The sequence below is a fragment of the Streptomyces capillispiralis genome (genome assembly GCF_007829875.1).
Lineage (GTDB): Bacteria > Actinomycetota > Actinomycetes > Streptomycetales > Streptomycetaceae > Streptomyces > Streptomyces capillispiralis.
Map to the genome: position 1 here is coordinate 7647192 of NZ_VIWV01000001.1, position 25322 is coordinate 7672513.

The following is a 25322-nucleotide window of genomic DNA, read 5'->3' on the forward strand; positions in this document are numbered from 1 at the left end:
TTCCGTGGCCGGGGGCCCGCCCCGCGGGGGCGAGGAGGAACGAGAGCTTCGCGGTGAGGAGCCGACGACCATGAAGACCGCAGTGCCCTGCTACTACCACCTCGACGTGGAAGTCAGCCCGGAGAAGGTGGGACAGGTCAGCCGCATACTGGCCGCCCACCTGCGGTTCTGGGACCTGGAGAACCTGATGGAACCCGTCTGCGGCGGCGCCGAGATGCTGCTGAGGGCCATCGACGAGCACGCCACCGACAAGAACACGTCGATCGAGATGTGGTGGAACGGCCAGCACCTCATCACAGCCATCGGGGACCACGACCGCGCCCTGCGCCCCGACCAGGAGCTGCGCGGCTGTCTGGAGCACATCGCGGCGAGCAGCGACGGCTGGGGCTGCTGCGCCACCGAGACCGGCAGCAAGGTCATCTGGTTCTCGCAGCGCGCCCGCGCCGGCGAGCGCGTCCCGCTGGTGCCGACCGGCCCCGACCCGCGCGAGAGCGAGGGCCTGGACCTGCCCCGCGAGGTCAGCGTCGCACAGCTGACCGGCCGGGTCCGAACACCGGGCGGCCTCCTGGAGGAGGCCCGGTGACCCGGCGACAGAACCGGAAAGGGGCGCCCGCGTGGAGCGGGCGCCCCTACCCGCTGGGTGCGGCCTTCGACGGCGAGGGCACCAACTTCGCGCTCTTCAGCGAGGTCGCCGAACGCGTCGACCTGGTCCTGGTGGACGACGACGGCCGGCACGGCACCGTACGGCTCACCGAGGTCGACGGCTTCGTCTGGCACGGCTACCTCCCCGGCGTGGGCCCCGGACAGCGCTACGGCTACCGGGTGCACGGACCGTGGGCCCCGGCCGCCGGCCACCGCTGCAACCCGGCGAAACTGCTCCTCGACCCCTACGCCACAGCGGTGGACGGGGAGATCGACAACCACCCCTCGCTGTACGAGCGCAACCCGCACGGACCCGATCCGGCCGACAGCGCCGGGCACACCGTGCTCGGCGTGGTGACCGACCCGGCCTTCGACTGGGGCGACGACACCCGACCCTCCCGCCCCTACGCCGACACCGTGATCTACGAGGCCCACGTCAAGGGCCTCACCCGCACCCACCCCGACGTCCCCGACGAACTGCGCGGCACCTACGCGGGACTGGCGCACCCGGCCGTGGTGGAGCACCTGACCTCGCTCGGCGTCACCGCCGTCGAGCTGATGCCGGTGCACCAGTTCGTCCACGACGGCGTGCTGCAGGGCCGCGGCCTCACCAACTACTGGGGCTACAACACCATCGGCTTCTTCGCCCCGCACCACGCCTACGCCGCCCGCGGCACCCGCGGACAGCAGGTCACCGAGTTCAAGGAGATGGTGAAGACCCTGCACGCCGCCGGGCTCGAGGTGATCCTCGACGTCGTCTACAACCACACCGCCGAGGGCAACGAGAAGGGCCCCACCCTCTCCTTCCGGGGCATCGACAACTCCTCGTACTACCGCCTGGTCGACGGCGACTGGTCGCACTACTACGACACCACCGGCACCGGCAACAGCCTGCTGATGCGCCACCCCTACGTACTCCAGCTGATCATGGACTCGCTGCGGTACTGGGTCACCGAGATGCACGTCGACGGCTTCCGCTTCGACCTCGCGGCCACCCTCGCCCGCCAGTTCCACGAGGTGGACCGGCTGTCGGCGTTCTTCGACCTCATCCAGCAGGACCCGGTGATCAGCCGCGTCAAACTGATCGCCGAACCCTGGGACGTCGGCGAGGGCGGCTACCAGGTGGGCAACTTCCCGCCCCTGTGGTCGGAGTGGAACGGCAAGTACCGTGACGCCGTACGGGACTTCTGGCGCGCCGAGGACCACACCCTCGGCGAGTTCGCCTCCCGGCTGACCGGCTCCTCCGACCTCTACGCGCACAGCAGGCGCCGGCCGCGCGCCAGCGTCAACTTCGTCACCGCCCACGACGGCTTCACCCTGCGCGACCTCGTCTCGTACAACGACAAGCACAACGAGGCCAACGGCGAGGACAACCAGGACGGCGAGAGCACCAACCGGTCCTGGAACTGCGGAGCCGAGGGCCCCACCCGCGACCCCGCCGTGCTCCGACTGCGCGCCCGCCAGCAGCGCAACCTCCTCGCCACGCTGCTGCTCTCCCAGGGCATCCCGATGCTCTCCCACGGCGACGAACTGGGCCGCACCCAGCGCGGCAACAACAACGCCTACTGCCAGGACAACGAGATCAGCTGGATCGACTGGCGGCTCACCGACGAGCAGCGCGGCCTGCTGGAGTTCACGCGGACGCTCATCCGCCTGCGGGTCACCCACCCCGTGCTGCGCCGCCGCCGCTTCTTCCGCGGCGAGACCGCGCGCCACGCGGACCAGCCGCTGCCCGATCTGGTGTGGCTGCTGCCCGACGCGCGGGAGATGACCGACGACGCCTGGCAGCGCTCCGACGCCCACTCGGTCGGCGTGTTCCTCAACGGCGACGCCATCGCCGAACCCGACGCGCGCGGCCGGCCCCTGGTCGACGACTCCTTCCTGCTGCTGCTCAACAGCCACTGGGAGCCGGTGGACTTCCGCCTGCCGGACGCCGCCTACGGCGAACGCTGGACGGTACTGGTCGACACCGCGGACCCGGACGGCGCCCCCGACGAGGCGGAGTACAAGTGGGGCACCGTCCTCACCGTCGACGCCCGCAGTCTGGTGCTGCTGTCCCGTCCGTCCCGCACCCGCACCTCACCGTGAGCGGGCCGCCCCGGCCCCGGGCGGTGTCACCGCTCGGGGCGGGAGGTCACCGTGAACTGGGCGCCCTCGTTGTCGCGCAGCACGGCCTCGTCATCGCTCTCGGACAGGACGCTGCCGCCGTGCCGCTCGGCGGCGCGTGCGCAGGCCGCCACGTCCTTCACGGTGAAGTGAACCTGCCAGTGCGGGCGGATCGCCGGGTCGGGAGCCGACTCCGCCGCCCCCGACTCGATCCGCGCCACCACCTGCCCGCCGCTGCGCAGCACCACTTCCTCGCCCTCGTACTGCACCTCGCAGCAGCCGGGCTGGTCGGACGCCCAGTCGAAGACCTCGCCGTAGAAGATCGCGGCGTCGAAGGCGTCCCGGGTGTGCAGCCGGATGAACGCCGGCTGCGCGCGGCGCCAGGTGGGCCAGTCGGTGAACAGCTCGCCCTCCCAGATCCCGAACGTCGCCCCGTCCCGGTCGGCCAGCAGCGCCGCCCGCCCGGGCGGCAGGGAGATCGGGCCGACCGCCGAGGTGCCGCCGCGCTCCTGCACCCGCGCCGCGGCCTCGTCCGCGCTGCGCACCGCGAAGTACGGCGTCCACGCCACCGCCATCTGCCACATGGTGGCGACCCCGGCGATCCCGGCCACCGGCGCTCCGTCGGCCAGCGCGATGCGGAACCGGTCGCCGAGCCGGACCGGACGCCACTGCCAGCCCAGGACGGCCCCGTAGAACTCCTCGGTCGTCTTCACGTCGCGGCTGGTCAGGCTGACCCAGCAGGGTGCCCCGAACACGGAGTGCGTCGAGAAGACGTCGGTCGTGGCGGCGGGGGAGGGCGTGTCGTGGTTCATGGCAGTCGCGTCCTGATCTCGTCGGCCTGGCAGCCACCCGGATGTCACCAGTGTCCGCCGGATACCGGTCCGGGCGCCTGCCGAGTACCCCGGCGGTGGCACCGAAACGGTGACCCCGGCCACCCGGCCCACCCCGGTGGCACGGGACGGTCCGAGTGGTGACGATGGAGGGATCGGACACTGGGTGAAGGCACTCAAGCACTATGCGAAGGCACGATGAGAGCGGCACACCGGACCCGGAGGTGACCATGACCACGGACGGGGGCGCGGACCGGATCCTCCAGCTGGAGGAAGAGGTGCAGCAGCTGAAGGAAGCGGTCGCTTCGCACGCGGTGGTGGACCAGGCGATCGGCATGATCGTCGCCCTCGGCAGGGTCTCGCCCGACCAGGGCTGGACGGTGCTGAAGGAGGTCTCCCAGCGGACCAACATCAAGCTCCGCCACGTGGCCGACCTGATCCTCGTCTGGGGGCGCACCGGCCTGCTGCCCGCGGAGGTGCGGACGGTGCTGGAGGAGGTCCTGGACCGGCTCGGCCCCACCCAGGTCCCGGGCGCGCCGCCGGAGCGCTGAGCGCGCCCGCGCGGCGCGGGCCCGCTCAGCCGGTCTCGGCCAGCAGCTCCTCGCGCAGATGGGCGAAGCAGCTGCTGAGCAGCCGGGAGACGTGCATCTGCGAGATGCCGAGCTGCTCGGCGATGGAGCTCTGCGTCATCCCGCCGAAGAACCGCAGGTAGAGGATGAGCCGTTCGCGCTCCGGCAGCGCCTCCAGACAGGGGCGCACCGCCACCCGGTCGACGACGGTGTCGTAGGCCGGGTCCGGGCCGCCGATCGCGTCCCCGAGGGCGTATCCGTCGGTGCCCGGCATCTCCGCCTCCAGCGACAGCGCGGAGAAGCACTCCAGCGCCTCCATGCCGGTGCGCACCTCGGCCTCGGTCAGCTGGGCGTGCGCGGCGATCTCCGCGACCGTGGGCGGCCGGCCGGGGGTCGTCTGCGCCAGCTCCTTGGCCGCGTGCCGCACGCGGTTGCGCAGGTCCTGGACCCGGCGCGGCACGTGCAGGGTCCACATGTGGTCGCGGAAGTGGCGCTTGATCTCGCCGGTGATGGTCGGCACGGCGTACGCCTCGAAGGCGTTCCCGCGTGCCGGGTCGTAGTGGTCGACGGCCTTCACCAGACCGAGGGCCGCCACCTGGTACAGGTCCTCCAGGGCCTCACCGCGTCCGCGGAACCGGACGGCGATCCGTTCCGCCATGGGCAGCCAGGCCGTGACCAGTTCGTCGCGCAGCACGCTGCGCTCGGGTCCTTCGGGCAGGTCGGCCAGACGCGCGAAGTCCCCGGCGGTGTCCGGGGAGTCGTCGTGGGGGTGCGGCTTCCTGGGGCTGACGGTACGCATCACGCGCACCTCCCTGAGCGGGGTGCCGGATGGACAGAACCCGTGGGGAGCGGTGGCTCGGACCCCGGCGGCGCGGGGCCGGTGAGCGGTTCCCACGGAGGTGCCTCCGGTCCGAAGCACTGTGCATTCCATTCCCCGTGCGCCGCCCTCTCAAAACGGTTCCGGGCATTCCGTGGGAACCCTTCGCGGATAATGCACGGTGCGAAATCGAGGGAATTCAGGGAGTGAAACGCGCGGCACCCGGCGGGCCCGCCCGGCGCCGTCCGCGCCCCGCGGGCGCGGTCCGTCCCCCGGTCCGGCGGCGGTCACCCGGCCGGACGTGATGTGCGGCACGCCGCCGCCGTGCCCCGGACCGCCGGCCGGGGAGTTCCTCCAGCGCAGCGCTTGATCACCGATCAGATGGGGCGAACCGCCTGACCACAGCGCATTCTGCTCATTTGACAGTGCGCTGAGCCCACAGATAGGAAGCAGCGGACAGAAGTCGAGAGGTGCACTGTGTACGAGCCGAACGTGGTCGGGGACTGGCAGGAGTACGACGAGCATGCCGGTCTGCGGGTCCGCGTCCACCGTCTGGAAGCGGGCGAGCCGCCGCGCGGACGGGACGACGCAGCCGAGGGACTGGCGTACTTCAGTGTCCGCGTGACCGTCGAGAATCGCGGTGAGCGGCCTTTCTGCATTCATCTCGAGGACGGCCAGATCGATGTGCGGACCGGTCCCGAGGGCGAAAGCGCCTTCATCGACTGGCGCAACTCGCAGTTCATCGAGGGATTCGACGTCTACCCGCTGCGCCGCGCCACCGCCGTGCTCTACGCGGCCGCTCCCGAGGCGTCGCTGAGTCATGTCGACGTGCAGGTGCAGCTGCGCGCCGACGAGGAGTGGGCCGGCCGGCGGCTGTGGGCGGGCGGCATCGGTGTGCACGAGGCGTCCGCCGGGGCGCCGACGGGCGCCGGCCGGGAGAGCCTCGCGCAGCAGGTGAGCGTCTTCCTCCAGGAGCAGGCGGAGGAGGGCACCGCCTGACCCGGTGTCAGTGCGGGATGCCGTCGATGATCTCGCGGGCGCCCTGACGCAGCAGGGCCACGGCGACCGAGGTGCCGAGCGTCGCCGGATCGAGCCGCCCCGCCCACTCGTGCGCGTTCAGCCGGGTCTTGCCGTCCGGGGTGAAGACACAGGCCCGCAGGGACAGGTCACCGGTGCGGTGCACCTTCGCGGTCCCCGCGATCGGGCTGTTGCAGTGCCCCTGCAGCACATGCAGGAACATCCGTTCGGCGTCGGCCTCGCGGTGGGTGTCCGGGTCGCCGAGGGGGCCGACGGCCTCGATGAGCGCGGTGTCGCCCTCGCGGCACTGCAGGGCGAGGATGCCCGCGCCGATGGGCGGCATCATCGCCTCGGGGGAGAGGACCTCACTGATCACGTCGGCGCGGCCGATGCGTTCCAGTCCGGAGACCGCCAGCAGCAGGGCGTCCGCCTCCCCGGCCGCCAGCTTCTCCAGCCGCCGGTTGGCGTTGCCGCGGAACGGCACGCACCGCAGGTGCGGATGGGTGGCGGCCAGTTGCGCGACCCGGCGCACCGAGGAGGTGCCGATCCGGGTCCCGGGCGGAAGCTCGTCCAGGGTGAGGCCGTCCGGGTGCACCAGGGCGTCGCGGACGTCGTCCCGCTTCAGGAACGCGGCGAACACCGTGCCCGCCGGGAGCGGCCGGTCGGCGGGCACGTCCTTGACGCAGTGCACGGCGAGATCCGCCTCGCCGGCGAGCAGTGCCGCGTCCACCTCCTTGGTGAACGCGCCCTTGCCCTCCACCTGCGACAGATCACCCAGCCACTTGTCCCCGGTCGTCTTCACCGGTACGACCTCGGTGCGCACGCCGGGCCGGGCGGCGGCCAGCTCCGCCCGGACGCGCTCCACCTGGGCGAGTGCCATGGGCGAGTCGCGGGAGACGATACGGATCAGTTCGGGGGAGGGCATGCCGACACGATAGACCCTGCGGGCCCACGGCCGGGCCGGGACGCCGTACGGCGCCCCGGCCCCAACAGGCCCGCCCCGCTCAGGCGTTCGGGTCGAACGGGATGCCCGAGGGCTTGGCCGCCGCGAGGTGGGAGGCGAAGCTCGAGTCCTTCAGGCCGAAGGTGGCGCTGCCGAAGTCGTACGAGGTGAGCTTGTCGCGCAGCCCCGCCGGGTAGCCGTTCCAGCCGACCAGCGCCGGGTACTGCCAGCTGCCCTTGTGGTTCTCCGGCGGTTCGTCGCCCGAGCCCGCGAGGCGGAAGCAGTGGGTGCTGATGCCGTCCTTGTGGTAGACGATCTTCGGGTGCGTGCCGTCGAAGCGGACCGCGGAGCGGGCGTGGATCGAGAACGAGCCGTGGTTGGACGTCGAGACGTACTGCACGGTGTCGTTCTGCACCCACACCACGACGTGCTCCCAGTCGTGGCGGTGGCCCCCGAGGCTGCTGCCCGGCAGGGCCTGGTCCTTCTCGAAGTAGAGGCCGTAGACGACGGCGCACCAGCCGTTGTTGCACTTGGAGCGGGAATAGCTGTTGGTGCTGTCCAGGTCCGGGGCGTCACGGCAGTTGCCGTTGAGCGCGCCGGTCGGGTTGAGGCCGGTGTTGACGGAGCCGTCCGGGCCGATGGCCGGAGTGGGGTAGCAGCCGTCGGTGTCGTAGTCGAAGGCGGGCTGGAAGGTGCGGTCCAGTCCGTCCGCGTTGGCCGGCAGGGCGGGGGGCGGTGCGGCGAAGGCGGTGGCGGGGAAGGCGATGATGAGGGCGACCGCGCCGGCCAGGCCGGTCAGCCATCTCCTGCGGTGCGTTCGGGACGTGCTCGACGACACTGCGTCCTCCTCTTGTGCGGGCGCAGCCCAACCACTGTGGGGGGCAAGAGCGTTCAGGATCTCCGCTGGACGCATACATGCCAAGAGGGCGCAGGCGTACCGCCGGTGAAGCGCGGCCCAACACTGGCGGCACCGGCTACCGGATCACACCAGGTCATCCGGAATGTCTGCCGCCGCCTCCTCGGGTGCGAGGTCCGGCCGGAGCCGCAGCCAGGACGGCTGGCGCAGCATCCCGTCCCGGGTGCGGGTGCTGTAGCGCACCTCGCCGACCAGCCGGGGCACCACCCAGCGCGCGCCCGGCGCCGCCGGGACGGGGTCGAAGGGGCAGACGTCGGTCGCCGCCGCCCGCAACAGCGCCGCCAGTTCAACGCGTTCGGCCTCGCTCCAGCCGGTGCCCACTCCGCCGACGTACCGCAGCCGCCCCGCCGCCCGCTGTCCGACCAGCACCGCGCCCGGCAGACCGGTCAGCCGTCCCCTGCCGGGCAACCAGCCGCCGACCAGGACGTCCTCGCTGCGCATGTTGCGGATCTTGATCCAGGCGCGGGAGCGCACGCCCGGTTCGTACACCGAGTCCAGCCGCTTGCAGACCAGCCCTTCGAGGCCGTGTTCGAGGGTCGCCCGCAGCGCCTGGGCGCCGTGGCCGACGATCGCGGCCGGAGTGGACCAGGCCGGCCCGTCGAGGGCGAGGTCCAGCAGCGCCTCGCGGCGGGCGGTGTAGGGCAGCCGGAGCAGCGGCCGTCCGGCCAGGTGCATGACGTCGAACAGCACCAGGTGGACGGGGACCGCCGCGGCCCGCCGGGCGGCCCGCCCGGGGGCGTGCGCCAGGCCCATCCGGGACTGCAGCAACTGGAAGCTCGCGCGGCCGTGTTCGTCCAGCGCGAGCACCTCGCCGTCCAGGACCGCGGGCGTGGTCCCGAGGGCGGTGGCCAGTGGCCGGAGCTCGGGGTAGGCGGCCGTGATGTCCTGCCCGGAGCGGGCGCGCAGCGCGACGGTGCCGTCCCCGGGGAGGTAGACCACCGCCCGCTGGCCGTCCTGCTTGGTCTCGTAGGCGAAGCGGGCGTCCGCCACCGGGGACGGCAGGGCGCCGGGGGTGGCGAGCATGGGCGCGATCAGGGGCAGGGTCACGGGTGAGGTGTGGACGCCCGCGGGGACCGCCACGCCCCGGCGGCCGTGGTTTCGCCCGAACGGTGGGGGCGTCGGCGGTTGATTGAGTTACGCAATGAGATGGTAAAGTCGGCGCATGCCCACACCCCCGCTCCCCGACGTCCCCGCCTCGCCGGAAGTGGCCGAGATCGAGCGCGCGCTCAGCCGCATCACCTACCTGAGCACGCGCGCCCGGCAGCACGAACGGCTGATGGCCCTGGCGGGCGTGCCGCTGGACCGGGCCGCCGTGGCGCTGCTGCGCCAGATGGCGGACGCCGAGCCGATGCGGCCGGGGGAGCTGGCCGCCCGGCTGGGCGTGGAGGCCTCGCACGTCACGCGCACGGTGCAGCAGCTGGAGCGGTCCGGCCACGCCGTCCGGGTCCCGGACCCCGACGACCGCCGCGCCCAGCGCATCGAGCTCACCGACGCCGGCCGGGAGGCGATCGCCCGGATCCGCGAGACCGGGGTGCGGGGGATGCGGGTGGCCCTGGCCCACTGGTCGCCGGAGGACCTGCGGCAGCTCGCGACCCTCTTCCACCGCATGGTCGACGACTTCCTCGCCCACGCCGCCGACGAGGAGACGGAACCGGCCGCGACCGCCTGACCCGGCGCCTCCGCCGGCCGGCGGCGCCCGGTGACGGCGTCCGGACCCGGCGCGCCACGCGCTACTTACTGTCCGGTAATATCGCGCGGCAGGTCATCAGAGGAGGAACCGTGTCCCGGTCCGAACGCTCGCCCCTGCTGCTCGCCGGCCTGCTGGCCGCCGCCGGCACCGCCCATTTCGCCGCCCCGCGCCAGTTCGACCACACCGTGCCGCGCTCCCTGCCCGGCTCGCCCCGGACCTGGACCTACGCGAGCGGCGCCGTCGAGCTCGCGCTGGCCGCCGGTGTGGCACTGCCCCGCACCCGCAGGGTCGCCGCGCTGGCCACGGCCGCCTTCTTCGTCGGCGTGTTCCCCGCCAACATCAAGATGGCCGTCGACTGGCGCCACCGCCCCGCCCCGCAGAAGGCGGCGGCGCTCGGCCGGCTGCCCCTGCAACTGCCGCTGGTGCTGTGGGCGCGCGGCGTCGCCAAGGGCGCGGAGGGCCGGTCGTGAGCGGGCGCCCGGAGAAGGGCGACACGGTCGAGGACTTCGCGCTGCCGGACGAGACCGGCACCGTCCGCCGGCTCTCGGACCTGCTCACCGAAGGGCCGGTGGTGCTGTTCTTCTACCCCGCCGCCCTCAGCCCCGGCTGCACCGCGCAGGCCTGCCACTTCCGCGACCTCGCCGCCGAGTTCGCCGCGGCCGGCGCCCGGCCGGTGGGCATCAGCTCGGACGCCGTCGAACGGCAGGCGGAGTTCGCGGGACGGCACGGCCTCGGCATGCCCCTGCTGTCCGACGCGGACGGCACGGTCCGTGAGCGGTTCGGTGTGAAGCGGGGCATCGCCCTCGCGCCGACCCGGCGCGCCACCTTCGTCATAGACCGGGACCGGACCGTCCTGGAGGTCGTCCGCAGCGAGGTGCGCATGAACGTCCACGCCGACCGGGCCCTCGCCGCGCTCCGCGACCACCGGCCCTGACACCACCCGGACGCCCAGTCGCGGTTGATACCGGTCGGCAACGGGATGATCCTGGACGAATGGAGGACGCCTCCGCCGCGGTCGTCGTCGATGCCCGCGGCCTTGTGACGGGGTGGAGCGAGGGCGCCCGGCGGCTGACCGGACACCCGGCCGAGGAGGCCGTGGGACGGGCCGTACGGGAGCTCCTCGCCCCGGACACCCCGCCGTCCGGCACACCCATGCCGTCGGGCCGGGCCGTGCTGCGCCACCGCGACGGCCACCCCGTGCCGGCCCGGCTCACCGTACGGCCCCTGCTGGGCGCCGACGGCACCCCGGCCGGACACGTGATCACCGCCGAGCCGCCCGACACGGCGGAGGCCCCGCTGACCGCGCGCGCGTTCCAGCAGGCCTCCGTGGCGATGTCGATCTTCGACTCCGAGCAGCGCTTCCTGGGGCTCAACGACGTCGCCTTCCGGATCATGGGCGGCCATGTGCAGGAACTCCTCGGGCAGCCGTACCTGGACACCGTCGACGAGGGCGCGGACACCCTCGACATCCACCGGCACCTGCGCCGCGTCGTCGAGACGGGCGAGCCCCTGCACTACGAGACCGTCACCCGGGCTCCCTCCGAGGTCCGCTCGCGCGCCTGGAACATCGAGATGTGGCCGGTCCGCGAGGCGTCCGGAGAGGTGATCGGCACCGCCATCGCGGCGTTCGACAACACCGAGCAGCACCGGGCCCGGCGGCGCCTGGCCCTGCTCAACGAGGCCGCCACCGGCATCGGCACCACCCTGGACGTCGTCCGCACCGCCGAGGAACTCGTGGAGGTCCTGGCACCCGCGTTCGCCGACTTCGTCGCCGTCGACCTGCTCGACTGGGTGCTCGGAGCCGACGAGCCCCCCGCCGCCCTCCCGGAGAGCGGGATCGTGCTGCGCCGCGTCGCGCACGGCTCCGGCTCCCACGAGAGCCACGGGGCGGCCGTCCACCTCGGCCGGACGGACGTCTACCCGGCGTACTCCCCGCCCGCGCGGGCGCTGCGGGAGTGCAGAGCGGTACTCGCCCGCGCGGGCGAGCCCGACTTCGACCGGTGGATCGCGGAGCGCGTCGCGCCCGCCCCGGCCGCCCGCCCACCCATCGCCGCCGTCCATTCCCTGCTGGCCGTACCGCTGCGCGCCCGCGGCACCACGCTCGGTGTCGCGGTCGCCGTGCGCACCGTCCACCCCGACGGGTACGTCGCCGAGGACGCCGTACTCGCGGAGGAACTCGCCAGCCGCGCCGCCGTCTGCGTCGACAACGCCCGCCGCTTCGCCCGCGAACGCACCACCGCGCTCACCCTCCAGCACAGCCTGCTGCCCAGGGGACTGCCCGGTCAGGCCGCCGTCGAGGTCGCCCACCGCTATCTGCCCTCCGGTTCGGCGGCCGGCATCGGCGGCGACTGGTTCGACGTCATCCCGCTGGCCGGCAGCCGGGTCGCCCTGGTCGTCGGTGACGTCGTCGGCCACGGCATCCCCTCGGCGGCGACCATGGGCCGGCTGTGCATGGCCGTGCGCACCCTCGCCGACGTGGACCTCCCGCCCGACGAACTCCTCACCCACCTCGACGACCTGGTCACCCATCTCGCCGCCGGCGACCGCGACGACATCGGCGAACTCGGCGCCACCTGCCTGTACGCCGTCTACGACCCGGTCTCGCGCCATCTGAGCGTGGCCGCGGCCGGCCACCCCGCGCCCGCCCTCGTCCTGCCCGACGGCACCTGCCGGCTCATCCCCGTGAACGCGGGCCCGCCGCTGGGCGTGGGAGGGCTGCCGTTCGAGGCGACGGAGCTCCAGCTGCCCGAGGGCTCCGTCGTCGCCCTCTACACCGACGGACTGGTCGAGGACCGCGACCGCGACATCGACCGCGCCACGGACGAGCTGCGCCGCGCCCTGTCGGTGCCCGCGGACTCGCTGGACGCCCTGTGCGACGGGGTGCTCAAGCACGTGCTGCCGGAGGAGCCCGGTGACGACGTGGCCCTGCTGCTGGCCCGCACCCGGGCCCTCGGCGCCGACCACGTCGCCACCCGGGACGTGCCCTCGGACCCCGAGGAGGTGGGCGCCGCCCGGCAGTGGGCCACCGCCATGCTCACCGCGTGGGGACTGGACGAGATCGCCTTCATCACCGAACTCGTCGTCAGCGAACTGGTCACCAACGCCATCCGGTACGGGGTGCCCCCCGTCAAACTGCGGCTGATCCGCGACCGCACGCTCATCTGCGAGGTCGCCGACGCCAGCTCCACCTCACCGCATCTGCGCCGCGCCCACGCCTTCGACGAGGGCGGGCGCGGACTGCTGCTGGTGGCCCAGCTCACCCAGCGCTGGGGCAGCCGGCAGACGGGCGGCGGCAAGACCATCTGGGCGGAACAACCACTGCCGGCCCCCGCGTCTCCCGCGTGATCCTTGGGCGGGGCGGGCCGGGCGGCGGCCGGTGCACCTGGTCTCGCGTGGTCGCTCGGGCGGTCGGCCTTCCGTGGTGATACCGGGCGCTGGTCTCGCGTGGTCGCTCGGGCGGCCGGCCTTCCGTGGTGATGCCGGGCGCTGGTCTCGCGTGGTCGCTCGGGCGGCCGGCCTTCCGTGGTCATGCCGGGCGCCGGTCCCGCGTGGTCGCTCGGGCGGTCGGCCTTCCGTGGTGATGCCGGGCGCCGGTCCCGCGTGGTCGGCCGGGCGTCAGCCCTCCGCGGCGACCTGGGCGAGGGTGCGGCCGGAGCGTACCGATCGTGCCCGTCGCGGATCGGGGGCGCCCCGGCCGCCCGCCCCGCCCTTGGCCGCCCGGACCAGGAGCCACGCCTCCTCACCGCCGTCGTTCCCGTCGCGGAAGCGGGTGAGGGCGTACTCGCCGTGCAGCTTCGCCCCGCGCAGCCGGAACGTGGCGTGCCCGCGCGCCAGCGACTCCGCGAAGTCGACGGGCCGGCCCCGGCGGTCGTGGCTCAGCGGCTCGTAGGTGCCGTGGTCCCAGACGATCACGGTGCCGCCCCCGTACTCACCGCGCGGGATCACCCCCTCGAACTCCTCGTACTCCAGCGGATGGTCCTCCGTGGGCACGGCGAGCCGCTTGTCCCGCGGGTCGGCGGACGGGCCCTTGGGGACCGACCAGGACCTCAGCACCTCGCCCACCTGGAGCCGGAAGTCGAAGTGCATCCGGCGCGCGTCGTGGATCTGCACCACGAAGCGGGGCTCCGCGCCCGGCGCCGCCCCCGCTCCCCGGGGCTCGCGCGTCCGGTCGAAGTCCCGCTTGCCGTGGTAGTCCCGCAGCCGGTCCCGTCCGCCCACCGTGGTGCTCCTTCCCGTGCGTCACCGTCGCCCGTGCCGGCCCCGGGTACCCGGTCAGAACTCCTCGTGCACCTGGGGGTCCCCGCCGATCCGGCGGTGGGCGCGGTCGGCGACGGCCCGCATCTGGCCGGCGTCCAGTTCGAATCCGAAGACGTCGAGGTTGGTGAGCTGCCGCTCAGGGTCGGACGACTTGGGGACGGGCAGCGCGCCCAGCTGGATGTGCCAGCGCAGCACCGCCTGCGCCGGGGTCACCCCGTGCGCCTCGGCGACGGCGGCCACGGCCGGATCGTCCAGGAGCCGCGAGCCACGGCCGAGCGGGCTCCAGCTCTCCACGAGCACGCCCTTGTCCGCGTGGTGGGCGCGCAGCTCCTCCTGCGGGAAGAGGGGGTGCAGTTCGACCTGGTTGACGGAGGGCAGCACCCCGGTTTCCTTCTCCAGCCGCTCGATGTGGGCGGGCGTGAAGTTGGAGACGCCGATCGACCGGACCAGGCCGTCCTCGCGCAGCTTGATCATGGCCTTCCAGGAGTCGACGTACTTGTCGACGCGGGGGAGCGGCCAGTGGATCAGATAGAGGTCGACGTACTCCAGGCCGAGCCGGGCCCGGGACTCCTCGAAGGAGGTGAGGGTCTCCTCGTAGCCGTGGTGCCGGCCCGGGAGCTTCGTCGTCACGACGATCTCCTCGCGCGGCACGCCGGAGCCCGCGACGGCACGGCCGACCCCGGTTTCGTTGCGGTAGTTGGTCGCGGTGTCGACGAGGCGGTAACCCGCCTCCAGGGCCGTGGTCACCGCCCGCTGCGCCTCGGCGTCGTCCATCGGCCAGGTGCCCAGGCCCAGGGCGGGGATCGTGGTGCCGTCGTTCAGGGTGTGGCGCGGGATGCTGATCACGAGGGGGACCTTCCCGTTGGCGGTGTGGTCCTCCCAGCGTCGGGGACGGTGGGGGCGGTGATCAACCGGACGGGCGGGCCGGTGCCGGGCCGGGCCCTGTCGCCAGGCCCGCCCGACGCTGCCACGATCTTCCCGGAACCCGGTCCGCACGGGACCGGCGGGAGCGACGGAGTGGGGACGCATGACGACGGACAGGGACGGCACGGCGGACGGCGGGCGGAGCGCGGCGGTGGAGGTGCGCCCCGTCGCCGGGCACATCGGGGCCGAGGTCACCGGGGTCGACCTCGCCGGTGACCTCGACGACGCGGTGATCGCCGGGATCAGGGCGGCGGTGCTGCGCTGGAAGGTGGTGTTCTTCCGCGGCCAGCGCCTTGACCACGCCGGACACGTGGCACTGGCCCGCCGGTTCGGCGAACCCGTCGTGCTGCCGCGGCGCGGGAGGGCCTCGCCGCCGGACTTCCCCGAGGTCGAGACGACCGCCGACCGGCTGGAGCTGGGCGGCCGGTTCGGCATGGAGCACGACGAGTGGCTGTGGCGTCGCCGCCACAGCCTGCTGCGGGGCTGGCACTGCGACCACGGCGCCCGCGTCGACCCGCCGGCCGCCACGATCCTGCGCGCCGAGACCGTCCCGCCGTACGGCGGCGACACCACCTGGTCGAACCTGGCCGCCGCCTACGCCGGGCTCTCGGCGCCGGTGCGCGAGTTCGCCGACCGGCTGCGGGCGGAGCACCGCCTCGGGGTCGGCTACCAGCCCCGGCCCGGCGACGACGCGTACGTGCGTCACCTGCTGGACCACCAGACCGCCTCCGAGCACCCGCTGGTGCGGGTCCACCCGGAGACCGGGGAGCGGGTGCTGTTCGTCAACGGCTACTACGTCGAGCGGATCACCGGCCTGTCCCGCCCCGAGAGCCGGGCCGTGCTGGAGATGCTGCTGGAGCAGGCGACCCGGCCCGAGTACACCGTGCGGTTCCGCTGGGAGCCGGGCAGCGTCGCGTTCTGGGACAACCGGGCCACCGTCCACCTGGCGCCGGGCGACACCGCCCACCTCGACCACCCGCGGATCATGCACCGGGTGATGCTCGCCGGTGACGTCCCGGTCGGCGTGGACGGCCGGCCGTCCAGGGCCCTGACCGGTACCGCGCCCGGACGCTGGTAGGCGGACCGGCGCCCGGCGACACCGCCGCCGCAGGAGGGGCGGCCTCCGGCCGGCGGCCGGGTCAGAAGGCGCGGCGCAACAGGCCGAGCAGCGCCGCCCAGTGGCGCTCGTCCGCCGCCTCGTCGTACGCGGCCGTGTCGGACTGGGTGCAACCGTGTCCGGCACCGGCGTACACCTCGCAGCGGTGCCGGACCCCGGCCTCCGTCAGGGCCCGCTCCAGCCGCTCGATCTGTTCCGCGGGCAGCGCGTGGTCGCGGTCGGCGTGGCCGAAGTACACCTCGGCGGTGATCCGGCCGGCCAGCAGGTGGGGACCGTCCGGCGCGTCCGTCGCCAGCCCGCCGCCGTGGAACCCGGCCGCGGGGCCACCCGCTCCGGGTAGGTGCCGGCCGTGCGCAGGGAGAGCGCCGCGCCCAGGCAGTAGCCGGTCACCGCCACCGGACCGTCGGCCGCCGCGGGGCACTCGGCGAGCCACCGCAGACAGGCCCCGGCGTCCCGCATCGCCCGCTCGGCGCCCTCACTCGAACCGCGAGACGTCGCCCGCGCCCCGCCGCACGATCTCCGGCTCACCGCCCGAGAAGTCGATCACCGTGGTCGGCTCGGTGCCGCACTCGCCGGAGTCGATCACCGCGTCCAGCACGTGGTCGAGCCGGTCCTTGATCTCCCAGCCCTGCGTCATCGGCTCGTCCTCGCCGGGCATCAGCAGGGTGCTGGACAGCAGGGGCTCGCCGAGCTCCGCGAGCAGCGCCTGGGTGACGACGTGGTCGGGGATGCGCACGCCCACCGTCTTCTTCTTGGGGTGCTGCAGCATGCGCGGCACCTCCTTCGTCGCGGGCAGAATGAACGTGTAGCTGCCCGGGGTCGACGCCTTGACCGCGCGGAACACGTCGTTGTCGATCCGTACGAACTGGCCGAGCTGCGCGAAGTCCCGGCACACCAGCGTGAAGTGGTGCCGGTCGTCCAGCTTGCGGATCGTGCGGATCCGGTCGATGCCGTCCCGGCTGCCCAGACGGCAGCCGAGGGCGTAGCAGGAGTCCGTGGGATACGCGATCAGGGAGTCGGAGCGGATGCTGTCGGCTACCTGGGAAATGGTGCGCGACTGGGGGTTGTCGGGGTGCACGTCGAAGTACTTCGCCATTCACCGAGCTTATGCCGCCCGCGCGCGCCCGTGCCGCCGCGGCCGTTCCGGTGCGCCGTCGCGCCGGGATGAGCCGCGCGCGTGAGTGGGGTAACGTCCCCCAACCGGGCCCGGGACGGCGAGCGGACGAGGGGAAGGCCGAGGTGACAGGCCGCAACGACGGAAAACGGCGGCCGCCGACGGCGGCCGGGGAGCACCCGGCGTGGGCGCGCGAACTGCTGGACCACCTGCGGCCGGGCGGGCGTGACGTCCGCAGGGTCGTCGACTGGCTGGCCGGCGCCGCGCACGCCGAGGTGTCGCTCCAGGACGACGCCGGCACGCTCCTCGCCGGAACCCGGCTGCCGCTGGACGAGTCCCTCGTGGCCGGCCTCCGCTCCGGCAGGATCGCCTCCGCCGCCTGGGAGGGGGAGGGGCACCACCTGCGCCTGGTGCGGGTGGGGCATCCCGCGCGGGCCTGCGTGCTGGCCGTCTCCCGCGAGGCCCCCTTCGACCGGCACACCGCCGACGTCGTCACGCACACCGCCCAGGTGATCGAACTCCTGCTGTCCGCCCATGAGACCGCCGCCGCCGGACACCGGCTGCGGCGGGCCACCGCCGATCTGCGGCTGGCCATCCTGCAACTGCTGATGGTCGAGGACACCGTCGCCGCCCGCCGGGTCGCCGCGGGCCTCTGGCCGGGCCTGCTGGACGCCGACACCGCGTGCGTCTACGTGGTCGAGTCCACGCCGGGCCGGCGCGAACAACTCCTGGAGGACTGCCTGGACACCACGCGGGAGGAGGCCCTCGTCGTACGGTGCCCGGCCATGGACGGCCACGTGATCGTCGTCAGCCCCCGCGAGGCCACCGCCGACCACCTGCGGTCCCTGGTCGAGCGGCACCCGGACACCTACCTCGGCGGCAGCGTCTGGCAGAGCCTCGCGCGCACCGCCACCGCCTACGGGCAGGCCGTCAGCGCCCTGGCGGTGGCCCGGTTCCGGGCGGACAAGACGGCCGTGTACGCCGAGCGCACCCACCCCGAGCGGCTGATGGACCCGGCGGCCCTGCGCGGCTGGACGGCCATGGTGCTGCGCCCGCTCGACGCGCTGCCGCACCACACCCGCGCCGAACTCCTCGCCACCACCCGCCTCGGTCTGGAGTTCACCGCCGTCAACTCCGCCAAGATCCTCGGCGTCAGCCGCAACACCGTGCGCGCCCGCATGGAACGCGTCGAGACCATGCTCGGCGTCGACTTCGGCGACGTCACCGCCCGCGCCGTCGTGCACCTGGCGCTCCACACCCAGATCAACCTGCTGGACGGCCGGGCGGGCACCGCTCCGGGGGCGCCCGCCCGCCTCGCCGACCTGCTGGCCGGCCCCGCCGTCGGCGCGTGGGCGCGGGAACTGCTGGGCCGCCTGGACGGGGACCCCCGCAACGTGCGCCGCACGGTGCGCACCTGGATCGCCGCCGGCGGCAACGCCGAGCGGGCCGCGCAGAGCCTGGGCGTCCACCCCCAGACCGTGCGCGAGCACGTGCGCGGTGCCGAACCGGTGCTCGAACGCCAGCTGCTGGCCGCCGGGACCGACCTGTACGAGGTCGTCCTGGCGCACCTGGCGGTGGGCGACCTGGAGCAGCCGCTGCTCGCGGGCGGGTAAACCGGGCCTTTCGGACTCAGTTGTGCACGGATGAGCCCCGACCGGCCCGCAGCGGGCACCGATGCGATACACAGACCCGCCTCCCGCCGCATAGTTTCGAACTCATGACGGGGGCACGACCGGAACGGGGGACCGGTCGCGCCCCCGCTCCGTCGCCGCTGTGTGCCTCCGGCGAGGACGGGTACCCGGTCGCCGCTGTGGAGGCCCGCCGGACGCACCGGTGAACCGGTGCGGGCGGGCCCGGAACGAGCACCGCGAAAAGGAGACCCGGATGACCAGCGACACGGAGACCGGCGGCGTCACCGGCACGCAGGACAAGGACTACAACCTCATCTGGTACGTCGAGGCGTGCCTGAGCAACGCACTGCGCCTGGAGAGCTACATCCAGGACGCCGAGCGCGCCAAGGACACCGAGGTCGCCGACCTGTTCCGCAAGGCCCAGGCGGACAGCCGCAAGGGTGCGGAACTGGGCAAGGGACTGCTGAAGGCGCGTCTGAACGGCGGCTGAACAAGCCGCTCGGGAGGCCCGGCCGCCGTGGGACGCGACGGCCGGGCCTCGCCCGACCCCCGGCCCGGCGGGTGACGCCCAGGAGGGTGATCGCCCACCGGGCGGTATCCGGACTCCCGGTGGAGTGACCCGCGCAACGCACCGCCGCCCACGGCCGCGCCTCGCCCGGCCACCGGCCCCACGCGGGCGCGGTGCGCCGCTCCGAGTCGCCGCCCGCGGCGATGGCGGGCAGCATGGCCTTGCGTACGCACGCCATCGGGGGGACGCCGAACAGCGCGAGGAGCCCACGATCATGACGGACGTTTCGAGCCGGGGCCCCGCTCCGGGCGACGACCGCAAGGTACTCACCAACCGACAGGGCCACCCGGTCTACGACAACCAGAACCAGCGCACCGTCGGCGCCCGGGGCCCGGCCACGCTGGAGAACTACCAGTTCCTGGAGAAGATCAGCCACTTCGACCGGGAGCGCATCCCCGAGCGCGTGGTGCACGCCCGCGGCGTCACCGCGTACGGCTACTTCGAGGCGTACGGGAAGTGGGGCGACGAGCCGATCTCGCGCTACACCCGCGCCAAGCTCTTCCAGGAGCGGGGCAAGCGCACCGACCTGGCCGTCCGCTTCTCCACCGTCATCGGCGGACGCGACTCCTCCGAGGCCGCCCGCGACCCCCGCGGTTTCGCCGTGAAGTTCTACACCGAGGACGGCAACTGGGACCTCGTCGGCAACAACCTGGGCGTCTTCTTCATCCGGGACGCGATCAAGTTCCCGGACGTCATCCACGCCCTCAAGCCCGACCCGGTCACCTTCGAACAGCAGCCGCGCCGCATCTTCGACTTCATGTCGCAGACCCCCGAGTCGATGCACATGCTGGTCAACCTGTTCAGCCCGCGCGGCATCCCGGCGGACTACCGCCACATGCAGGGCTTCGGCGTGAACACCTACAAGTGGGTCAACGCCGAGGGCGACACCAAGCTGGTCAAGTACCACTGGATGCCCAAGCAGGGCGTGCGCAGCATGACCGAGGAGGACGCGGCCAACGTCCAGGCCCAGGGGCTCGGCCACGCCACCAAGGACCTCTACGAGGCGGTGGCGCGCGGCGAGTACCCGGAGTGGGAACTGCTGGTCCAGATGATGGACGACCACGACCACCCGGAGCTGGACTTCGACCCGCTGGACGACACCAAGACCTGGCCCGAGCAGGACTTCCCGCCGCAGCCGGTGGGCCGCATGGTGCTCGACCGAATGCCGGACAACTTCTTCGCCGAGAACGAGCAGATCTCCTTCGGCACCGGCGTCCTCGTCGACGGACTGGACTTCTCCGACGACAAGATGCTCGTCGGCCGGACCTTCTCCTACAGCGACACCCAGCGCCACCGGGTCGGCCCGAACTACCTGCAACTGCCCGTCAACCGGGCCAAGCACGCGGACGTGCGCACCAACCAGCGCGACGGCCAGATGACGTACCACGTCGACGCCGCCGGCGAGAACCCGGCGGTGAACTACGAGCCGTCGATCACCGGCGGTCTGCGCGAGGGCCAGTACCCGACGCACGACGAGCAGGGCCCGGAGATCAGGGGCCGGCTGACCCGCAAGCGCATCCCGCGGACCAACGACTACCTCCAGGCCGGCCAGCGCTACCTGCTGATGGAGGACTGGGAGCGCGACGACCTGGTGAAGAACTTCGTCGGCCTGATCTCCCAGTGCGACCGGGCGGTCCAGGAGCGCATGGTGTGGCACTTCCTGCTGGTCGAGAACGACCTCGGCCGCCGGGTCGGCGAAGGCCTCGGCATCATGCCGGAGGACGTCGCCCACCTCGATCCCCTCGCCGGGCAGGACCTCACGGACGAGGACCGCAAGCGGCTGGCCAACCTCGGCGACAACCCGCCGCGCGACGTGGAGGGACTCACCATGACCCACTGCGTCCCCGACGAACGGCACGTGGTGACCCGGTGAGCGGTCACCCGGCCGCGGCCGACCGCGCCACCGCGAGGGCCTGCTCGGCGTAACCGCGCCCGAACAGTACGGCGTGCACCAGCAGCGGAAACAGCTGGTGCACGCCGACGCGTTCCTGCCACCCGTCGGCGAGCGGCGCCACCTGCCGGTAGCCGTCCAGCACCGCGTCCGGATGGGGACAGCCGAAGAGGGCGAGCATCGCGAGGTCGGTCTCCCGGTGCCCGCCGTGCGCCGCCGGGTCGATCAGCCGGACGTGCCCGTCGGCGCCCCACAGCACATTGCCGTTCCACAGGTCGCCGTGCAGCCGCGCGGGCGGCTCGGCCGGCCCCGCCAGCTCCGGCAGCCGCTCGCAGACCCGCTCCACGACGCCCGCCTCACCGGCCCGTACGGTGCCGTCGTCGACGGCCCGGCGCAGATACGGCAGCACCCGGTGCTCGGCGTACCAGCCGGGCCAGTCGTCGCCGGTGACGTTGCGCATCGGGGCGAGCCCGATGTACGCCTCCACCGGACCGCCCGGCGGCGGCGCCCCGAAGGCGGGCGCGCCGGCCGCGTGCAGGGCGGCCAGGTCACGGCCGAACCGGACGGCGGCGTCCCGCCCCGGCGGGCCCTGCGCCACCCGGTCGACGACCAGCCGCCGCGCGTCGTGTCCGTGCACCGCCGGTACCCGCACCGTCCCCGCCGCGGCCAGCCAGCGCAGCCCGGCCGCCTCGGCGCGGGCCGCCTCCACGCCCTCGGTCCGCTTCACGACCACCACCCGGCCGTCGTCGAGGGTCACCTCGGCGAGCGAACCGGACAGCGGGCGCACCCCGGCGACCGTACGTCCGGTGAACCGGGCGGCCACGGCCTCCGGCCCGTCACCGTCCGGCGCCGCCGGACCGGGCGGAAAGGTCATGGGGGCTCCTCCCTCACACGGGCGGTGCGGCACGGTCCGCGCGCCGCACCGCCCCTCGGCACACGGTCCGCCCCAGCGTACGAACCCGGCGTACGGACCCGCCCGCATCCGCCACCGCCCATCACGCGGGACGGTGAAATACGTCCGCCCACCGATCCGGCGCCGGCGTGCCGGGGGACCACTGGGTTCATGACGAGTTCATCGTTCCAGCGCACCCTCACCCTGCCCGCCTCGCTCTGCGAACAGGCCGCACAGCACCTGGAGCAGGCCGCCAGGCGGACCGTCGACGGGGCCGGCATCCCGCTGAAGGCGTTCCGCGCGGCCGCCGACAGCGACTACACCCTCCCGGTCTCCGTGGTGGAACAGGCGGCGGGCTGTCTGCTGGTCCTGGCCACGGAGACCGCCCAGTCCGTCCGGCCCTCGGTGCTGCGCACCACCATCGGCGTCGCCCTCTGCCTGCGCGACGCCGTCCAGGCCGTCCACGAGCCCGCCCTCACCACCCGGTTCTGGTGAGGGCGCGCCGAATGCTCCCCGCAGCGGGGGGAACCCGGCCCAGCCCCACCACCCACACCCCCAGGAGAAGGCCATGAGTCTGTTGCGCGTCCTCGGCCGTCCGATGCTCGCCTCGATGTTCGTCGCGGGCGGCCTCGATTCCTTCCGCAACCCCGAGGCCGTCGCGCCCGTCGCCGAGCCCGTCGTCAAGCCCGTCACCGAGCGGGTCGCGGCGCTGCCGGACCGCACCGAGGACGCCGTACGCCTCAGCGGCGCCGTCCAGCTCGTCGGCGGTCTGCTGCTGGCCACCGGACGGCTGTCCCGCCCGGCCGCGCTCGCGATCGCCGCCACCCTGGTGCCCACCACGCTGGCCGCGCACCGCTTCTGGGAGGAGGAGGACCCCGACCAGCGCACCCAGCAGCGCATCCACTTCCTGAAGAACCTCTCCATGCTCGGCGGCCTGCTGATCGCCGCCGACGACACCGGCGCCGCGCCGTCGCTGCTGTGGCGGAGCCGGCACGCCGCCCACGACCTCAAGCGCGACGCCCACCTCGTCCACCAGTCCGTGCGGGCCGGTGCCCGCCCCGCCGCCGCGGCCGGCCGCATCCGGGGCGTGCTGCCCGGGTGACACCTCCCGCCACCGCGTTAGCTCCACGGGGGCCAGGGGACCCGTGGGGCGGGGTGGACCCGGCCGGGTGCCACCACGAACCGGAGGTGAGGACATGGGACACGGAGGCAACGTCATCGACGAGCTGGTGACCGATCACCGGGAAGTCGAGGAACTCTTCGGCAAGATCGAGGCACTGCCGCCCGGCCACAAGGACCGCAAGGTGTACGCCGACCAGGCCACCATCGAACTGGTCCGGCACTCGGTGGCCGAGGAGGCCTACCTGTACCCGGCCGTGCGCGAGCACGTGCGGGAGGGGGACGCCCTGGCCGACCATGAGCTCGAGGACCACGCACGGGCCGAGCGGACGATGAAGGACCTCGAACGCTGTGACGCGGGCGACCCCGAGTTCGACCGGCTCGTCGGCTCGCTGATGAGCGAGATCCGCGAGCACATCGCCGACGAGGAGCAGAACCTGTTCCCGCTGCTGCGCGCGTCCTGCTCCACGGACACGCTCGACCAGCTCGGCGACAAGGTCCGGCAGGCGAAGAAGACGGCCCCCACCCGGCCGCACCCGGCAGCCCCGGACAAGCCCCCGGCGAACAAGCTGCTGGCCCCGGGCGCCGGGATGGTCGACCGGCTCCGTGACGCGCTGAGCGGGCGCGGCAAGCTCGGCTGAGACCACGGTGAAGGGGCCCGTCGCGTCGGCGACGGGCCCCTTCACCGTGCCCGCCCCGGCCCCGGCCGCTGTGATCAACCACACTCACCGCTTCAACTCCCCCGCACCACGGCGCCCTTGACGCGCGCGGCCGCCGTGCCGCCCCGCTGCTCGCACCGACTCGGCGGTCCCTTCTGCCACGATGGTCCGCGCCCTGGTGGCGACGGGGGCCGCCGCGCAGCGCAGCCGGCGTTTCGTTCCCCGCGCCCCTCCCCGCTGAGCCCCCGGCTCGTCTCCGAGTAGCGCCCTGTGTCTTCTTCCACCCCTGCCCCGTCCGTCTCCCGTGCGCCCTGGCGGTCCCTGAGGCACCGCAGCATGCGCTGGTGGTCCGTAGCGAACTTCGTGTCCAACGCCGGCACGTGGATGCAGCTCACCGTGCAGAACCTGCTGGTGTTGCAGATCACCGGGTCCGCCGCCGCCACCGGTCTGTCCATGTCGGTGCAGGCCGCCCCGGCCCTGCTCATGAGCGTCCTCGGCGGCGCGGCGGTCGACCGCTGGCCGCGGAAGGTGACGGCCGCCGTCAGCCAGGCACTGCTGGCCGCGATCGCGTTCACCACGGCCGTCCTGGTGGCACTGGACCGGCTCGACCTGACGTCGCTGATGGTGCTGGCCGCCGTGACCGGTGTCGTGGCCACCGTCGACAACCCGGCCTGCGCGCTGCTGGGCAACGACCTCGTCCCCGCCGAGGACGTGCCCTCCGCCATCGGCGTGGGCGCGCTGGTGTTCAACGCGGGCCGGCTCGCGGGCGCCGCGCTCGCCGGGGTGACGGTCGGCTTCCTCGGCACCTCCGCGGCCTACTTCGCCAACGGGTTCTCCTTCCTCTTCGTGACCGCGGTCATCCCGTTCCTGCGCCCGGCCGCGGGCGCGGTCCGCCACGTCACCGGCGGCGGCGAGCGCCCGGCGCGCGACATGAGCGTCCGCGAGGGACTGGCCTTCTTCGCCCGCCGGCCCCGGCTGCTCGCACTCGCCGGGGTCACCGGCATCAGCGCCGTCTTCGGCCGCAACTACGGGCTCACCCTCGCGGTGCTGGTCACCGGGCCGCTCGCGGGCGGCGCGGGCGCGTTCGGCACGGTGTCCACCGTCCTCGCCGTCGGGGGGATCCTCGGCGCGGTGCTCGGCGCGCGGCTGCGCAGGCCGTCCGTACGGCTCGTCGGCGCCCTCGCGGCGGCGGGTGCCCTGCTGCAGGTGGTGGCGGGGATGTCGCCGTCGCTGGCCGTGCTGCTGGTGCTGGTCCTGCCCATGGCCGTCGTCGAGTCCGTCTCCGACACCGCCGGAACGGCCGTCCTGCAGACCGACCCGCCCGCCCACCTGCGCGGACGCGTGCTCGGCGTCTGGGGCAGCATCGGCACCGTGTGGGGCCTCGGCGGCCCGCCCGCCCTCGGCCTCCTGATGGAGCTGGCCGGACCGCGCGGCGCCCTGATCACCGGCGGTCTGATCATCGCCGGCTCGATCGGCGCGGGCCACCTCCTGCGCTCCCGCCGGACCCCGGCCCCGGTGCTCCTGCGCACCCCGGACGCCGACCCGACCGGCCACCCCGCCCTGGAGACAGCGGCCTGACACTCCCCGTCAGCACCGGCCCGTCCGGCGTGCGAGGACGAG

General features: G+C 73.7%; 25 protein-coding genes and 1 pseudogene. 16 read left to right on the forward strand and 10 right to left on the reverse strand.

From position 1 onward, the window contains the following. Positions 1–70 precede the first annotated feature (70 nt). The gene (locus FHX78_RS33420; RefSeq protein ID WP_145871078.1) at positions 71–583 is read left to right on the forward strand and encodes a pep a2; all 513 of its coding nucleotides are present in this window, start codon (positions 71–73) and stop codon (positions 581–583) included. Then, a complete protein-coding gene (gene glgX / locus FHX78_RS33425; RefSeq protein WP_145871079.1) occupies positions 580–2730 on the forward strand; it encodes a glycogen debranching protein GlgX in 2151 nt (716 codons plus the stop codon). Before FHX78_RS33420 ends, glgX begins: the two co-directional genes overlap by 4 nt. A gap of 26 nt (positions 2731–2756) precedes the next feature. On the opposite strand, the gene FHX78_RS33430 is transcribed toward glgX, so the two are convergent. Beyond that, positions 2757–3560: a VOC family protein gene (locus FHX78_RS33430; protein ID WP_145871080.1), complete on the reverse strand. Its 804-nt coding sequence runs from the start codon at positions 3558–3560 to the stop codon at positions 2757–2759. 248 nt (positions 3561–3808) lie between these two features. Here FHX78_RS33430 and FHX78_RS33435 point away from each other — a divergent pair, with 248 nt between their 5' ends. Further along, positions 3809–4129 carry an ANTAR domain-containing protein gene (locus FHX78_RS33435; protein WP_189908749.1) on the forward strand — a complete coding sequence of 107 codons (321 nt, stop codon included), beginning with the start codon at positions 3809–3811 and terminating at the stop codon, positions 4127–4129. A 25-nt stretch (positions 4130–4154) separates the two neighbouring features. On the opposite strand, the gene FHX78_RS33440 is transcribed toward FHX78_RS33435, so the two are convergent. Beyond that, positions 4155–4946, reverse strand: a complete 792-nt coding sequence (locus FHX78_RS33440; RefSeq protein WP_145871081.1) for an RNA polymerase sigma factor SigF — start codon at positions 4944–4946, stop codon at positions 4155–4157. A 495-nt stretch (positions 4947–5441) separates the two neighbouring features. On the opposite strand from FHX78_RS33440, the gene FHX78_RS33445 reads away from it, so the two are divergent. Continuing rightward, complete coding sequence (locus tag FHX78_RS33445; RefSeq protein WP_145871082.1) at positions 5442–5963, forward strand: hypothetical protein; 522 nt, start codon at positions 5442–5444, stop codon at positions 5961–5963. Between the two features lie 7 nt (positions 5964–5970). Here FHX78_RS33445 and hemC read toward each other — a convergent pair whose 3' ends face one another. The 3 genes from hemC to FHX78_RS33460 form a co-directional block, all read right to left on the reverse strand. Next, positions 5971–6906, reverse strand: coding sequence for a hydroxymethylbilane synthase (gene hemC / locus FHX78_RS33450; RefSeq protein ID WP_145871083.1), 936 nt, complete (start codon positions 6904–6906; stop codon positions 5971–5973). A gap of 79 nt (positions 6907–6985) precedes the next feature. Continuing rightward, positions 6986–7762 carry an NPP1 family protein gene (locus FHX78_RS33455; RefSeq protein ID WP_145871084.1) on the reverse strand — a complete coding sequence of 259 codons (777 nt, stop codon included), beginning with the start codon at positions 7760–7762 and terminating at the stop codon, positions 6986–6988. Between the two features lie 144 nt (positions 7763–7906). Beyond that, positions 7907–8887, reverse strand: a complete 981-nt coding sequence (locus tag FHX78_RS33460) for an ATP-dependent DNA ligase (protein ID WP_145871085.1) — start codon at positions 8885–8887, stop codon at positions 7907–7909. 115 nt (positions 8888–9002) lie between these two features. Here FHX78_RS33460 and FHX78_RS33465 point away from each other — a divergent pair, with 115 nt between their 5' ends. The 4 genes from FHX78_RS33465 to FHX78_RS33480 all read left to right on the forward strand — a co-directional run bounded on the left by FHX78_RS33465 (position 9003) and on the right by FHX78_RS33480 (position 12875). Then, entirely contained in the window at positions 9003–9509 is a 507-nt protein-coding gene (locus FHX78_RS33465) for a MarR family winged helix-turn-helix transcriptional regulator (protein WP_145871086.1), read from the forward strand. Positions 9510–9619: 110 nt separating this feature from the next. Further along, entirely contained in the window at positions 9620–10000 is a 381-nt protein-coding gene (locus FHX78_RS33470; protein WP_145871087.1) for a DoxX family protein, read from the forward strand. After that, a complete protein-coding gene (locus tag FHX78_RS33475) occupies positions 9997–10464 on the forward strand; it encodes a peroxiredoxin (protein WP_145871088.1) in 468 nt (155 codons plus the stop codon). Before FHX78_RS33470 ends, FHX78_RS33475 begins: the two co-directional genes overlap by 4 nt. 59 nt (positions 10465–10523) lie before the next feature. Continuing rightward, the gene (locus FHX78_RS33480; protein WP_145871089.1) at positions 10524–12875 is read left to right on the forward strand and encodes a SpoIIE family protein phosphatase; all 2352 of its coding nucleotides are present in this window, start codon (positions 10524–10526) and stop codon (positions 12873–12875) included. Positions 12876–13145: 270 nt separating this feature from the next. Here FHX78_RS33480 and FHX78_RS33485 read toward each other — a convergent pair whose 3' ends face one another. Both FHX78_RS33485 and FHX78_RS33490 read right to left on the reverse strand, forming a co-directional pair. Further along, on the reverse strand, positions 13146–13748 hold the full coding sequence (locus FHX78_RS33485) for a DNA polymerase ligase N-terminal domain-containing protein (protein ID WP_145871090.1): 603 nt from the start codon (positions 13746–13748) through the stop codon (positions 13146–13148). Positions 13749–13802: 54 nt separating this feature from the next. Then, positions 13803–14633, reverse strand: coding sequence for an aldo/keto reductase (locus FHX78_RS33490; protein ID WP_145871091.1), 831 nt, complete (start codon positions 14631–14633; stop codon positions 13803–13805). Between the two features lie 181 nt (positions 14634–14814). Between FHX78_RS33490 and FHX78_RS33495 the strand changes: the two genes are divergently transcribed. After that, on the forward strand, positions 14815–15789 hold the full coding sequence (locus tag FHX78_RS33495; protein ID WP_145871092.1) for a TauD/TfdA dioxygenase family protein: 975 nt from the start codon (positions 14815–14817) through the stop codon (positions 15787–15789). Between the two features lie 61 nt (positions 15790–15850). On the opposite strand, the pseudogene FHX78_RS33500 reads toward FHX78_RS33495, so the two are convergent. Then, positions 15851–16296, reverse strand: a pseudogene (locus FHX78_RS33500) (dienelactone hydrolase family protein); the annotation flags it as partial. Positions 16297–16303: 7 nt separating this feature from the next. After that, complete coding sequence (locus FHX78_RS33505; protein WP_167531920.1) at positions 16304–16924, reverse strand: L-threonylcarbamoyladenylate synthase; 621 nt, start codon at positions 16922–16924, stop codon at positions 16304–16306. 143 nt (positions 16925–17067) lie between these two features. Here FHX78_RS33505 and FHX78_RS33510 point away from each other — a divergent pair, with 143 nt between their 5' ends. From FHX78_RS33510 to FHX78_RS33520, 3 genes are all read left to right on the forward strand, one after another. Next, a complete protein-coding gene (locus FHX78_RS33510; protein ID WP_229924215.1) occupies positions 17068–18555 on the forward strand; it encodes a helix-turn-helix domain-containing protein in 1488 nt (495 codons plus the stop codon). Between the two features lie 271 nt (positions 18556–18826). Continuing rightward, positions 18827–19063, forward strand: coding sequence for a hypothetical protein (locus tag FHX78_RS33515; RefSeq protein WP_145871094.1), 237 nt, complete (start codon positions 18827–18829; stop codon positions 19061–19063). A gap of 292 nt (positions 19064–19355) precedes the next feature. Beyond that, positions 19356–21014 (forward strand): catalase, encoded by a 1659-nt coding sequence (locus FHX78_RS33520; protein WP_145871095.1) that lies wholly within the window; start codon positions 19356–19358, stop codon positions 21012–21014. Between the two features lie 4 nt (positions 21015–21018). Here the strand turns inward: FHX78_RS33520 and FHX78_RS33525 are convergent, their stop codons facing one another. Continuing rightward, positions 21019–21906, reverse strand: coding sequence for a fructosamine kinase family protein (locus FHX78_RS33525; protein WP_145871096.1), 888 nt, complete (start codon positions 21904–21906; stop codon positions 21019–21021). Positions 21907–22095: 189 nt separating this feature from the next. Here FHX78_RS33525 and FHX78_RS33530 point away from each other — a divergent pair, with 189 nt between their 5' ends. The 4 genes from FHX78_RS33530 to FHX78_RS33545 all read left to right on the forward strand — a co-directional run bounded on the left by FHX78_RS33530 (position 22096) and on the right by FHX78_RS33545 (position 25280). Continuing rightward, positions 22096–22419 (forward strand): hypothetical protein, encoded by a 324-nt coding sequence (locus FHX78_RS33530; protein WP_145871097.1) that lies wholly within the window; start codon positions 22096–22098, stop codon positions 22417–22419. Between the two features lie 73 nt (positions 22420–22492). Further along, positions 22493–23026, forward strand: a complete 534-nt coding sequence (locus FHX78_RS33535) for a DoxX family protein (protein WP_145871098.1) — start codon at positions 22493–22495, stop codon at positions 23024–23026. A 94-nt stretch (positions 23027–23120) separates the two neighbouring features. After that, positions 23121–23684: a hemerythrin domain-containing protein gene (locus FHX78_RS33540; RefSeq protein ID WP_145871099.1), complete on the forward strand. Its 564-nt coding sequence runs from the start codon at positions 23121–23123 to the stop codon at positions 23682–23684. A 354-nt stretch (positions 23685–24038) separates the two neighbouring features. Further along, complete coding sequence (locus FHX78_RS33545; protein WP_229924216.1) at positions 24039–25280, forward strand: MFS transporter; 1242 nt, start codon at positions 24039–24041, stop codon at positions 25278–25280. The last annotated feature ends 42 nt before the right edge of the window (positions 25281–25322 follow it).

Coding starts and splice junctions, on each gene's coding strand:
- FHX78_RS33545 (WP_229924216.1), top strand. CDS start 24,039: ATGCGCTGGTGGTCCGTAGCGAACTTCGTGTCCAACGCCGGCACGTGG.
- FHX78_RS33525 (WP_145871096.1), bottom strand. CDS start 21,906: ATGACCTTTCCGCCCGGTCCGGCGGCGCCGGACGGTGACGGGCCGGAG.
- FHX78_RS33540 (WP_145871099.1), top strand. CDS start 23,121: ATGGGACACGGAGGCAACGTCATCGACGAGCTGGTGACCGATCACCGG.
- FHX78_RS33535 (WP_145871098.1), top strand. CDS start 22,493: ATGAGTCTGTTGCGCGTCCTCGGCCGTCCGATGCTCGCCTCGATGTTC.
- FHX78_RS33530 (WP_145871097.1), top strand. CDS start 22,096: ATGACGAGTTCATCGTTCCAGCGCACCCTCACCCTGCCCGCCTCGCTC.
- FHX78_RS33435 (WP_189908749.1), top strand. CDS start 3,809: ATGACCACGGACGGGGGCGCGGACCGGATCCTCCAGCTGGAGGAAGAG.
- FHX78_RS33440 (WP_145871081.1), bottom strand. CDS start 4,946: ATGCGTACCGTCAGCCCCAGGAAGCCGCACCCCCACGACGACTCCCCG.
- FHX78_RS33465 (WP_145871086.1), top strand. CDS start 9,003: ATGCCCACACCCCCGCTCCCCGACGTCCCCGCCTCGCCGGAAGTGGCC.
- FHX78_RS33495 (WP_145871092.1), top strand. CDS start 14,815: ATGACGACGGACAGGGACGGCACGGCGGACGGCGGGCGGAGCGCGGCG.
- hemC (WP_145871083.1), bottom strand. CDS start 6,906: ATGCCCTCCCCCGAACTGATCCGTATCGTCTCCCGCGACTCGCCCATG.
- FHX78_RS33515 (WP_145871094.1), top strand. CDS start 18,827: ATGACCAGCGACACGGAGACCGGCGGCGTCACCGGCACGCAGGACAAG.
- FHX78_RS33420 (WP_145871078.1), top strand. CDS start 71: ATGAAGACCGCAGTGCCCTGCTACTACCACCTCGACGTGGAAGTCAGC.
- FHX78_RS33505 (WP_167531920.1), bottom strand. CDS start 16,924: ATGGCGAAGTACTTCGACGTGCACCCCGACAACCCCCAGTCGCGCACC.
- FHX78_RS33430 (WP_145871080.1), bottom strand. CDS start 3,560: ATGAACCACGACACGCCCTCCCCCGCCGCCACGACCGACGTCTTCTCG.
- FHX78_RS33480 (WP_145871089.1), top strand. CDS start 10,524: ATGGAGGACGCCTCCGCCGCGGTCGTCGTCGATGCCCGCGGCCTTGTG.
- FHX78_RS33520 (WP_145871095.1), top strand. CDS start 19,356: ATGACGGACGTTTCGAGCCGGGGCCCCGCTCCGGGCGACGACCGCAAG.